This window comes from Mycobacterium conspicuum (assembly GCF_010730195.1).
Classification (GTDB): domain Bacteria; phylum Actinomycetota; class Actinomycetes; order Mycobacteriales; family Mycobacteriaceae; genus Mycobacterium; species Mycobacterium conspicuum.
This window is the reverse complement of sequence record NZ_AP022613.1, coordinates 5,384,183-5,396,511: the sequence shown is the minus strand read 5'-3', so window position 1 is coordinate 5,396,511 and position 12,329 is coordinate 5,384,183. Positions and strand designations below refer to the sequence as shown.

The window sequence follows — 12,329 nt, the reverse complement described above, 5'->3', positions numbered from 1 at the left end:
CGACAGTGGTCGGGGGGATGCCTGCCCGGCCTGATGGGGGCCGGCTATGGCTTCCCGTCGATCCCCATTTGACCCACCAGCAGCCCGGCATGGCCACCGGTACCGTTGCCCGCGGTTACGCCCTGGTCACCATTGCCGCCATTGCCACCGTTGCCGATCGTCACGGCGTTGCCGCCGTCGCCGCCGACAGCACCGGACGTCGCGCCTTGCCCGGCGGCCCCACCGGCACCCCCGTTGCCCAGCAGGTCGCCTGCGGCGCCGCCGTGCCCGCCGTCACCGCCGTCGCCGATAGTGCCGTATCCACCGGTTCCGCCGATCCCGCCACAGCCCAGCAGGGTGGCGTCGCCGCCGGCTCCGCCGCCACCGCCGACGTCGCCGAATCCGCCGGTTCCGCCGATCCCGCCGCTGGAGGCCACCCAGCCGGCGTCGCCGCCATGCCCGCCGGTCCCGCCGGTACCGCCTGGCGCGTCGTTGAATCCGCCGTCTCCACCGGCTCCGCCCGCGCCGTACAGCAGGCCGGCGTTGCCACCGGTCCCGCCGGTGCCGCTCGTCCCGGTGCTGTCGGAATTGCCGCCGCCGGTGCCCCCGGCGCCGCCGAACCCGGACACCGGGCTGGCGTTGCCGCCGGCACCACCGTCGCCGCCGTGGGTGTGGCCGAACCCGCCGGTCCCGCCGTGCCCGCCGCCGGCGCCCACCAGCCCGGCCAGCAGCCCTGCGGTGCCGCCGCGACCGCCCGTCCCGCCGGCCCCGGTGTCGCTGACGGCGGCGCCGCCGGCGCCACCGGCCCCGCCGGCGCCGAGCAACCCGGCGATCCCGCCGCGCCCGCCGTCGCCGCCGGTGCCGCTAGACGCTGCCCCGCCGGCGCCGCCGACCCCGCCGTTGCCGCCGATCAACCCGCCATGGCCGCCCATACCGCCGGTGCCGGCGGCGTCGGAGCCGCCCACGCCCGCGCCGGCCCCGCCGGGACCGCCGGTGCCCATCAACCCGGCGAGCCCGCCGGCCCCGCCGTTGACGTGGCCCGGTCCGCCCGATCCGCCGGCCCCGCCGTCGCCGAGCAATATCCCCCCGGGAGCGCCGTTTTGCCCCGAACCGGGGGCCGCGTTGGCGCCGTTGCCGATCAGCGGACGGCCGAGCAGCGCCTCGGCGGGGGTGTTCACCGCGCTGAACACCGGTTGCAGCGGCGAGCTGGAGCCGGCGGTGCCGGCACCGCCCAGGGTCGGGCCGGTCCCGGGATTTCCGCCGTTGCCTCCGACGCTGAGTAGCCCGGCGGCGCCACCGTGACCGCCGTCGCCACCCACGCCGGGACCGCTGTTGTTCGTTGCCGCCTGTCCGCCGGCACCACCGGCCCCGCCGGTCCCCAGCACCAGGCCAGAGTTGCCGCCGTTGCCGCCGGCGCCGCCGTCGCCGAGCAGGCTGGATCCGCCCACCCCGCCGACCCCGCCGCAGCCGAGCATGGTGCCCTTACCGCCGTCCCCGCCGGCTCCGCCGGTGCCACCCTGGCTAAATCCGCCCGCCCCGCCAGACCCGCCGGACGAGGCCACCAAACCGGCGGCGCCGCCGGCTCCCCCGGCCCCACCGTCGCCGCCGCCGCCCAATCCGCCGTCGCCGCCGATCCCGCCGGCGCCGAACACGAGGCCCGCGTTGCCGCCATCGCCGCCCGCGCCACCAGCGCCAACTATCCCGGTCCCGCCGGCCCCGCCGGCGCCACCGGGACCCGCGAGCAGGCCGGCGTTGCCGCCGGCTCCGCCGTGACCGCCGGCGCCGCTGGCGCCAAACCCACCGGTTCCGCCGTTCCCGCCGCCGGCGCCGACCAGCCCGGCGATTAGACCGCCGGTGCCGCCGGCCCTGCCTGCCCGCCGCTGGCGCCGGCCCCGCCGGTGCCGCCGACCCCGCCGGCACCCAGCAGCCCGCCGGCGCCGCCGGTTCCCCCGGCCCCGCCGTCGCCGCTGAGCGTGGGTCCGCCGCTGCCGCCCGCACCACCCACGCCGCCGTTGCCGCCCAAAAGCCCGCCATGGCCGCCGGTCCCGCCCGCCCCGGCGGTGCCGCTCGACGCGCTGCCGCCGGCCCCGCCGGCGCCGCCGGTGCCCATCACTCCGGCGGCCCCGCCGTTGCCGCCTTTTTGGCCCGGTGCGCCCGACCCGCCGGCCCCGCCGTCACCGAGCAACCATCCGCCGGGCGAGCCGTTTTCCCCGGTTCCCGGGGCGCCGTTTTCGCCGTTCCCGATCAGGGGCCGGCCGGTAAGCGACTTGATCGGCGCGTTGATCACGTCGAGAAGCGTCTGCAACGGCGAGACATTGGCGGCCTCGGCGCCGGCATAGGCGTCCGCGCCCGCCGTCAACGCCCGCACGAAGTCGGCGTGAAATGCGGCCGCCCACGCGCTGACCGCCTGATAGCCCTGGCCATGCCCGGAAAACACGGCCGCGATGGCGGCCGACACCTCATCCTCGGCCGCGGCGAGGATCCCCGTCGTCGGGGGCGCCGCGGCCGCGTTGGCAACGCCCAGCGCAGAGGCGATGTTGGTGAGATCAGTGGGCGCAGCGCCGAGCTGCGCGGGCGCCGCCATCACGAACGACATGTGACACCTCCACCGGGTCCCGATAGCCCGAATAGTGCCCAACGAGTTCGCTTTTCAGTGCACCACAGTGTGGTTCAACAAGTGTCGAATTCGCTTAACTTTTGCCGGTTCGCCGGCCTGGGTTCAGCGTGCGCCGCGGGTCAGCTCCGCGAGCACCAGCCGCAACACCAGCAAAGCCCCCGCCTTGTCCAGCGGATCGTTGCCGTTGCCGCATTTGGGGGACTGCACGCACGACGGGCAGCCGCTGGGGCACTCGCACGCCTCGATCGCCGCGGCCGTCGCACCCAACCAGGTGCCTGCCAGACGGAACCCGCGTTCGGCGAATCCCGCTCCGCCCGGGTAGCCGTCGTAGACGAAGACGCTGGGCAGCCCGTCGGGCCCGATCGCGGTGGACATGCCGCCGATGTCGCCACGGTCGCAGCTGGCTACCAAGGGCAGTAATCCAATGGCGGCGTGCTCGGCGGCGTGCAGCGCCCCGGGGATGCGGGGCGCGTCGATCCCGTTGTCTGACAACGCATCCGGTTCGACGGTGTACATGACCGCGGTGGTGGGCAACGTGTGTTCGGGCATGTCCAGCTCGATGAAGTCGATCACCTCCCCGGTCAGGCGGCGCCGCAGATAGCCGACGACCTGGTGGGTGACCGTCACTTGAACCAGGCCCAGCGTCACCGACCCGTAGGCCAGACGCTCAACCTCGCCGGTGACCGCGATGTCGACGACTTCCCGCGCGAAGGTCGCGTAGCCGGGGTCTTCGGCGTGGACGAAGGCGATCCCCTCCTGGGGATCGAGCGAATCGACGACGTAGCTCTCGCCGCGGTGCAGGTAGACCGCCCCCGGATGCACCGAGGCCGGGGCCTGGCCTGCGCCGACGCTGCCCAGCAGCCGGCCGGTATCGGCCTCCACGATGACGATCTGGCCGCCGATCGAGCCCCGGATGTCCACTGCGGCATGCGGCTCGACACCGGGCGCCGGAAAGTACCTGCCGTTGCGGTGGCGCAGCAGCCCGTCATCGACCAGAGCCGCGGTCACCTGCTCTGCGCCCAAAGCCCGAACTTCGGCGTCGTCGAGGGGCAATTCGGTTGCGGCGCATAGGAGTTGGGGGCCGAGGATATAGGGGTTGGCGGGGTCGATGACGACGCGCTCGACCGGTTTGTCCAACAGCGCGGCGGGGTGATGGACCAGATACGTGTCCAGCGGGTCGTCGCGCGCGATCAACACCACCAGGGCGCCCTGGCCGCGCCGGCCCGACCGGCCGGCCTGCTGCCAGAACGAGGCGACCGTACCGGGGAAGCCGGCCAAGACCACGGCGTCGAGTCCCGCGATATCGATCCCCAATTCCAGCGCATTCGTGCTGGCCAGGCCGCGTAATTGGCCCTCGGCCAACGCGTGTTCCAACGCGCTGCGGTCCTCGGCGAGATAGCCGGCCCGATACGACGCCACCTTGTCGCTCAGCTCCGGGGCGATGTCGCCCAGGCGGGCCCGCGCGCCCAACGCGGTCAGCTCGGCGGCGCGCCGCGAGCGCACGAACGTCAACGTCTGCGCTCCCTGCGCGATCAGGTCGGCCATCACCCGGGCCGCCTCCCCGCCCGCGGACCGACGCACCGGGGCGCCGTTCTCGCCGGTGACCTCCGCGCGCAACGCGGGTTCCCACAACGCGACCGTGCGCGCCCCCTGGGGCGAGCCGTCGTCGACGACCTCCTCGACCGGCTGACCGATCAGTTCGGTGGCCGTCGCGCCCGGTGATGCGGTCGTCGCACTGGCGAAGATCACCGTCGGGCTGGCCGAATAGCGGGCGCACAGTCGCAACAGCCGGCGCAGCACCATCGCCACATTCGAGCCGAAAACGCCTCGGTAGTAATGACATTCGTCGACGATCACGAAGCGCAGACCGCGCAGCAGCACACCCCAGCGCGCATGGCTGCGCAGTATCGACAGGTGGATCATGTCGGGGTTGGAAAACAGCCAGCGTGACCGCTCGCGAGCAAACCGGCGCACCTCGGCGGGACTGTCGCCGTCGTAGGCGGTGGGCGCGACATCACCGCACCGCGCAATGGCCGCCGTCAACGCGTGCGCGGCGCGCAATTGGTCGTGACCGAGCGCCTTGGTGGGCGACAGGTACAGCACCCGGGCCCGAGGATCCGTCGCCAGCGCGTTGAGGACGGGAAGTTGATACGCCAGAGACTTTCCGGACGCGGTGCCGGTGCTGATCACCACATGGCGTCCGGCATAGGCCAATTCCGCGGCCTGCACCTGATGCGACCACGGCGAGGTGATGCCGTTGTCGGTGAACGCGCGCACCACGTCGGCCTCGGCCCACCGGGGCCACCCGTGGGGACGGCCGCTGCGCGACGGCAGTTCGGCGACGTGTCGCAGCGGCTGCTCATCCGGCGCGGTGCCCGCCAACGCCGCAGCGAGCAACTCACTGCCGAAGCTTGCCATTACAAACCTTTCTGACCGTTTGCCGGCTTCCGGCAAACCCATCGTCTAGGTGACATCCGGGTTAAGAGACCAAGCATTAGGGATCGTGGTTAATGGAAATCTGTTGCAAAGACGCTGAACATGGTTGACTAATCAGCGGTCGCAGCTTCTGTGTTCGTGTCAAACTTTCGCAGGATCGACGTTGCGGCCGCGGTTCCTGCGAGGTTATCGGTCGGGGGAGATTCCGGCGACAACGCATGGTATGGCGGTCGTGGCGGGCCCGGTGCGCCGGAAGGCGGTGCACCGCACCCATGTAGAAAAGGAAAGATCGAGAGATGCCACAGGGAACTGTGAAGTGGTTCAACGCGGAGAAGGGGTTCGGCTTCATCGCCCCTGAAGATGGTTCCGCGGATGTGTTTGTCCACTACACGGAAATCCAGGGTTCGGGCTTCCGCACCCTTGAAGAAAACCAGAAGGTCGAGTTCGAGATCGGCCACAGCCCTAAGGGCCCCCAGGCCACCGGAGTCCGCTCCGTCTAGGAGCAGAGCTCAAAGAGAGAGCAAGTCCGACGAAACCCCCCGTGCAGTCCCGCGTAGCGGGCCGCGCGGGGGGTTCTCGTTTAGCCGCCCGGCTTTTCGTCGACACGGCCGCGACACGGCCCGGTCGCGGCGCGCCGGAAGCGAGCCGCGGATCGGCAAGCTGGCCTACTGTCGTTTGAGTGAGCCAGCTTTCTTTCTTCACCGCTGAGTCGGTACCCCCCGCGGTCGCCGATCTTTCCGGTGTGCTGGCGGCGTCCGGTCAGATCGTGATGGTGGGCGCCGACCAAGCCCATCAAGCCAAGGGCGCCCGGCTCTCGGTGGTCGTGGATCGGCCGTGGCGTGCCGCGGCGCTGGCCGAGATGATTCACCAAGCCGGCTTGGAATCCGAGATCACCAGAACTGAGGAAGACACCCCGTTGGTGCGCACGGCGGTCAGCCGCCTGCTTTGCCCGATTGCCGCCGAGTGGACGCGCGGCGCGGTCAAGACGGTGCCGCCGCGATGGCTGCCCGGACCGCGCGAGCTGCGGGCGTGGACCCTGGCGGCGGGTACGCCGGAGGTCGACCGATACCTGCTCGGTCTGGACCCGCACGCGCCGGACACGCATTCGCCGCTGGCGTCGGCGCTGATGCGGGTCGGGATTGCGCCCACCCTCATCGGCACCCGCGGAGGCCGGCCGGCGCTGCGGATCAGTGGCCGCCGGAGGCTGTCACGCCTGGTAGAGAACGTGGGGGAACCTCCCGCCGACCCCGAGGCGTTGTTGCTCTGGCCCCGTGTCTAGCGAGCCAACTAAGCGCTTGCTTCGGAGAGCCAGTTTGCGAAAGCGCACCCAAGGGTGCGAAATTGTCAGATGCCCGCAGGCGTGCGGTACGGCGGCGTACCTGGATATCCGAGGAAATTGCCCGGACTTCGCGGATATTCAGAGGCCGACCTGTCATTCTTCTGCGGGGCGGTCCCGCTAGGGGACCGGCATAGGAGATGGAGCGTAGGCGCAGTTGGCTGACGGAAATGGAAGCAGTCGGCGACTGGTCATAGTCGAGTCGCCCACCAAGGCGCGCAAGTTGGCCGGTTATCTGGGTTCCAACTACATCGTTGAGTCCTCGCGGGGGCACATCCGCGACCTGCCGCGTGCCGCGGCCGACGTGCCGGCGAAGTTTAAGTCGGAGCCGTGGGCGCGCCTTGGCGTCAACGTCGACGCCGACTTCGAACCGCTCTACATCATCAGTCCCGAGAAGAAGAGCACTGTCAGCGAGCTGAAGGGGTTGCTGAAGGACGTCGACGAGCTCTATCTGGCCACGGATGGTGACCGCGAGGGCGAGGCCATCGCCTGGCACCTGCTGGAAACCCTGAAGCCGAGCATCCCGGTCAAACGGATGGTCTTCCACGAGATCACCAGGCCGGCGATCCTGGAGGCCGCCGAGAATCCGCGCGATCTGGACATCGACCTGGTCGACGCGCAGGAAACGCGCCGCATCCTGGACCGGCTGTATGGCTACGAGGTCAGCCCGGTGCTGTGGAAGAAGGTGGCGCCCAAGCTGTCTGCGGGCCGGGTGCAGTCGGTGGCCACCCGGATCATCGTGCAGCGCGAACGCGACCGGATGGCGTTCCGCAGCGCGTCCTACTGGGACATCGTCGCCAAGCTGGACGCCAGCGTGTCCGACCCGCAAGCGCAGCCGCCGACCTTCACCGCCCGACTGGCGACCGTCGAGGGGTCGCGCGTGGCCACCGGCCGCGACTTCGACTCACTGGGAGCGCTGCGCAAAGCCGACGAGGTTGTGGTGCTCGACGAGGCCCGCGCGACCGCGTTGGCGGCGGGCTTGCAGGGCGCGCAGCTGTCCGTCGCGTCGGTGGAGGAGAAGCCCTACACCCGTCGCCCGTACGCACCGTTCATGACGTCGACGCTGCAGCAGGAGGCCGGCCGCAAGCTGCGGTTCTCCTCGGAACGCACGATGAGCGTCGCGCAGCGGCTCTACGAAAACGGCTACATCACTTATATGCGTACGGATTCCACCACGCTGTCGGAGTCGGCGATCGAGGCGGCGCGCACCCAGGCGCGCCAGCTCTATGGTGCGGAGTACGTCGCCGCGTCGCCGCGTCAGTACACCCGCAAGGTGAAGAACGCGCAGGAGGCGCACGAGGCCATCCGGCCCGCGGGCGAGACGTTCGCCACGCCGGACGCGGTGCGCCACGAACTGGGCGGGGACGAATTCCGGCTCTACGAACTGATCTGGCAGCGCACGGTGGCCTCGCAGATGGCCGACGCGCGCGGGACCACCCTGAGCCTGCGCATCGCCGGCACGGCGGTCGAGGCCGGCCAAGATCGCGAGGTCGTCTTCGCCGCCACCGGCCGCACCCTGACCTTCCCCGGCTTTCTCAAGGCCTACGTGGAGACGGTGGACGAACTGGTCGGCGGCGAGGCCGACGACGCCGAACGGCGGCTGCCGCATCTGACCAAGGGCCAGCGGCTGGGCGTCACCGAGTTGACCCCGGACGGCCACGCCACCAACCCGCCGGCGCGCTATACCGAGGCGTCGTTGGTCAAAGCGCTCGAAGAGCTGGGCATCGGGCGCCCGTCGACGTACTCGTCGATCATCAAGACCATCCAGGACCGCGGCTACGTGCACAAGAAGGGCAGCGCCCTGGTGCCCTCCTGGGTGGCGTTCGCCGTCATTGGCCTACTCGAGCAGCACTTCGGCCGGCTTGTCGACTACAACTTCACCGCCGCGATGGAAGACGAGCTCGACGAGATCGCGTCTGGAAACGAGCAACGCACCAACTGGCTCAACAACTTCTACTTCGGCGGCGACCACGGGGTGGCTGACTCGATTGCCCGCTCCGGCGGCCTGAAGCGGTTGGTCGGGGTCAACCTCGAAGGCATCGACGCTCGAGAAGTCAACTCCATCAAGCTTTTTGACGACGCGCAGGGCCGGCCGGTCTATGTCCGGGTCGGCAAGAACGGGCCGTATTTGGAACGTCAGATCATGGGCGAGGACGGCGAGCTGACGCCCCAGCGGGCCAACCTCAACGGCGCGCTCACGCCCGACGAGCTGACGCTCGAAGTGGCCGAGGAACTCTTCGCCACCCCGCAAGAGGGCCGCGTGCTGGGCGTGGACCCGGAAACCGGCCACGAAATCGTCGCCAAGGACGGCCGCTACGGGCCGTACGTGACGGAGATCCTGCCGGAGCCGGAGCCACCCGCCGACGACGAGGGTGGCGCCCCGGCAAAAAAGGGCAAGAAACCCATTGGTCCCAAACCGCGCACCGGTTCGCTGCTGCGCAGCATGGACTTGCAGACCGTCACCCTCGAGGACGCCCTCAAGTTGCTCTCGTTGCCGCGGGTGGTCGGCGTGGACCCCGACTCGGGTGAGGAGATCACCGCGCAGAATGGGCGCTATGGGCCATACCTCAAGCGCGGCAACGAATCTCGCTCGCTGGCGAGCGAAGACCAGCTGTTCACCATCGCCCTCGACGAGGCGTTGAAGATCTACGCCCAACCGAAACGCGCTGGGCGGCAAAGCGCTTCGGCGCTGCCGCTGCGTGAGTTGGGCGCGGATCCGGCGACGGGCAAGCCGATGGTGATCAAGGACGGCCGCTTCGGGCCTTACGTCACCGACGGCGAGACCAACGCCAGTCTGCGCAAGGGCGACGACGTGTTGTCGATCACCGACGAGCGCGCCGCCGAACTGCTGGCCGACCGGCGGGCGCGGGGGCCGGTCAAGCGGACCGCCAAGAAGACCGCCCGCAAGGCGCCGGCGAAGAAGGCCACCAAGCGTTAGCGGCGGCTCACATTATTTCGCTGGAGACCTCTTCGGCGGAGGGGCCCGGGGGGCCGGGTTGCTGGGCGGCCAGCTTCAACGGCCGTGCCAGCTGAGTGGGCGCGCTGCGCCCGCGCAGCTCGACGACCTCACCCACGTCCCAGCACAACGCCTCGGAGTCGAGGGCGCCGCTGACGGCGATCGCCGACGCCAGCACGTGGCCGGCCTCGAGCTTGGCCAGCTCGGTCAGCCGCGCGGCCTCGTTGACCGGGTCGCCGATCACCGTGTACTCGAAGCGGGCCTGCGCGCCGATGTGACCGGCGATGGCCCTGCCCGACGACACCCCGATGCCGAAGTCCGCGGAGCCGATCACCGGAAGCAGTTCGTCGTGCAGCTCGCGCGCGGCCGCCAGTGCGCCCCCGGACGCGTCCGGGTGTTCGATCGGCGCGCCGAAAATCGCCAGCGCGGCGTCGCCCTGGAACTTGTTCACGAACCCGCCGTGGCGGCCGACGGTGTCCACCACCACCCGGAAGAACTCGTTGAGCAGATGGACCACCTCGACGGGCGGTCGCGTGGCCGCCAGCTGGGTCGAGCCGACCAGGTCCACGAACAGCACCGCGACGTCGCGTTCCTGGCCACCCAGCTCGGTGCCGCGCTCGAGTGCCCGGCGCGCGACGTCTTCGCCGACGTAGCGACCGAACAGGTCGCGCAGCCGCTGCCGCTCGGACAGGTCGCGCACCATGTCGTTGAAACCGGCCTGCAGCAGGCCGAGTTCGCTGGCGTCGTAGATCTGCATGTGCGCGTTGTAGTTTCCGCGCTGCACCTCCGAGAGCGCCCAGCGCAGCTGACGCAGCGGATCGGCGATCGACATGGCCACCAACAGCGTGCTCACCAACCCGATGCCCAACGCCGCCAACGCCAACAACAGGATCGGCGTGAACAAGCTCTCCGGTGCCGCGTGCAGCAGCGCCACCTTGTCGGCCACCACGGTCAGCACGATCGCCAGCACCGGCACGGCGGTGGACAGCATCCAGGTCAGCATCTGGCGCAGAATGACGCCCGGCGCCTTGACGTTCTCCGGCACGCCGCTGCGCAGCGCGGCCACCGCCACCGGCCGCAGCACCCGCTCGGACTGCAGATAACCGATGATCGCGGTCGCGGCGGCGCCCAGCGCGACGGCGACCGTTACGACGGGCGCCGCGTGCCTGGCCACCGACCAGCTGGCCAGGATGAAGATCGCCCCGCCGATGCACCAGGACGCCATGCTGATCACCGTGCGGTAGAAGGGCATGCGCAACGCGCGGCTGCGGGCCAATTCGGTGGCGGCCGGGTCGGCCTCGGCGAGCAAGTTGTCGCGGCGCTGCCACCGGAAGACCGGCATCAGCATCCTCAGGTTCACCAGGGCGTTGGCGAGGAAGACGACGATCAGCGAGATCGAGAAGCTCGCCAAGTTGAGGGGCGGCAGGTCCTGTAGTTGAATGCGGTCCTGGGGCGGCAGGCCGTAACGCAGGAAGCCGAGCACGAACAGGGCGCCGATGATGTCGGCCTGCAGCATGCTGAGCACGAACACCGGCCACGGGGTGCGCACCACCCACCGGACGAACGCGTTGATCCGCCCGGGTAATGCCGCCGCCGGGGTTGCCACCTAGCCACCGTATCGGGCATCGGGGACTTGTCGGTAACTTACAACCGGCTCGGCAAGTCGCCGGATCCTGGCGAAAGAGGCCGCAAGATAACGGGATTGTCGCGGAACGGTAGCCATTCGGTGTCTGTCGCCCGGTGTCACTAAAGTTGCCGATGATGTCCGGAGTGTTTACGCGGCTGGTAGGCCAGGACGCCGTCGAGGCTGCCCTGCTGGCCGCCGCCCGGGCCGCCCGCGGTGATTCGGCTCACAACCCCACGGGCGGCGGGACTATGACACATGCGTGGCTCATCACCGGTCCGCCCGGGTCCGGCCGCTCGGTCGCGGCGCTGTGCTTCGCCGCCGCCCTGCAGTGCACGAGCTCTGCCGCCGAGGGCGGCCCCGGGTGCGGCAGCTGCCGGGCCTGCACGACGACGATGGCCGGCACCCACGCCGACGTGCGGCGGGTGATCCCCGAGGGCCTATCCATCGGTGTGGACGACATGCGCGCCATCGTGCAGGTCGCGTCGCGCCGCCCGACCACCGGACATTGGCAGATCGTCGTGATCGAAGACGCCGACCGATTGACCGAGGGCGCGGCGAACGCGCTGCTCAAGGTGGTCGAGGAGCCGCCGTCGTCGACGGTGTTCCTGCTGTGCGCGCCGTCGGTGGATCCCGAAGACATCGCGGTCACGCTGCGATCCCGGTGCCGGCACGTCGCGCTGGTGACCCCGTCGACCGAGGCCATCGCGCGGGTGCTCGTCGACAGCGACGGCCTGGCCGCCGACACGGCGACCTGGGCGGCGTCGGTCAGCGGCGGGCATGTCGGCCGGGCGCGGCGGCTGGCCACCGACCCGGAGGCCGCGCAGCGGCGCGAGAAGGCGTTGGGGTTGGTGCGCGACGCCGCCACCCCGTCGCGGGCCTACGCCGCGGCCGAGGAGTTGGTCGCCGCCGCCGAAGCCGAGGCGTTGGTGCTGACCGCCGGGCGCGCCGAGGCCGAAACGGAAGAGCTGCGAACCGCTTTGGGGGCCGGCGGGACGGGCAAGGGCACGGCTTCGGCGATGCGCGGCGCCACCGGTGCGATCAAGGATCTGGAGCGACGGCAGAAGTCCCGTCAGACCCGCGCGTCGCGCGACGCGCTGGACCGGGCGCTGATCGACCTGGCGACCTATTTTCGGGATGCGCTGGTGATCTCGGCCCGCGCCGGCGGCGTGCGGGCCAATCACCCGGACATGGCCGAGCGGGTGGCCGCGCTGGCCGCCCACGCCGCGCCCGCGCGGCTACTGCGCTGCATCGAGGCCGTGCTCGAGTGCCGGGAAGCGCTGGCGGTCAACGTCAAACCCAAGTTCGCCGTCGACGCCATGGTCGCCACCATCGGCCAGGAACTGCGCGATTGATTTCCCCAGAGTTGGGGGCGCCCGCC

6 protein-coding genes and 1 pseudogene are annotated in these 12,329 nt (G+C 70.7%); 4 read left to right on the top strand and 3 right to left on the bottom strand.

Annotated elements, in window-relative coordinates; translation table 11 throughout:
* Positions 1-44: 44 nt before the first annotated feature.
* Together G6N66_RS29810 and G6N66_RS24755 are read right to left on the bottom strand one after the other, a co-directional pair.
* Positions 45-2,575 (bottom strand): annotated as a pseudogene (locus tag G6N66_RS29810) (PE family protein).
* Positions 2,576-2,698: 123 nt separating this feature from the next.
* Complete coding sequence (locus tag G6N66_RS24755; protein ID WP_085232729.1) at positions 2,699-5,014, bottom strand: DEAD/DEAH box helicase; 2,316 nt, start codon at positions 5,012-5,014, stop codon at positions 2,699-2,701.
* A gap of 314 nt (positions 5,015-5,328) precedes the next feature.
* Here G6N66_RS24755 and cspA point away from each other — a divergent pair, with 314 nt between their 5' ends.
* The 3 genes from cspA to topA all read left to right on the top strand — a co-directional run bounded on the left by cspA (position 5,329) and on the right by topA (position 9,306).
* Complete coding sequence (gene cspA, locus G6N66_RS24750; RefSeq protein WP_007166602.1) at positions 5,329-5,532, top strand: cold shock protein CspA; 204 nt, start codon at positions 5,329-5,331, stop codon at positions 5,530-5,532.
* A gap of 179 nt (positions 5,533-5,711) precedes the next feature.
* Positions 5,712-6,311: a hypothetical protein gene (locus tag G6N66_RS24745; protein ID WP_085232730.1), complete on the top strand. Its 600-nt coding sequence runs from the start codon at positions 5,712-5,714 to the stop codon at positions 6,309-6,311.
* Positions 6,312-6,525: 214 nt separating this feature from the next.
* On the top strand, positions 6,526-9,306 hold the full coding sequence (topA, locus tag G6N66_RS24740; protein WP_085232731.1) for a type I DNA topoisomerase: 2,781 nt from the start codon (positions 6,526-6,528) through the stop codon (positions 9,304-9,306).
* 7 nt (positions 9,307-9,313) lie between these two features.
* Here the strand turns inward: topA and G6N66_RS24735 are convergent, their stop codons facing one another.
* Positions 9,314-10,930, bottom strand: coding sequence for an adenylate/guanylate cyclase domain-containing protein (locus tag G6N66_RS24735; protein ID WP_139825178.1), 1,617 nt, complete (start codon positions 10,928-10,930; stop codon positions 9,314-9,316).
* Positions 10,931-11,085: 155 nt separating this feature from the next.
* Between G6N66_RS24735 and G6N66_RS24730 the strand changes: the two genes are divergently transcribed.
* Positions 11,086-12,303, top strand: coding sequence for a DNA polymerase III subunit delta' (locus G6N66_RS24730; protein ID WP_085232744.1), 1,218 nt, complete (start codon positions 11,086-11,088; stop codon positions 12,301-12,303).
* The last annotated feature ends 26 nt before the right edge of the window (positions 12,304-12,329 follow it).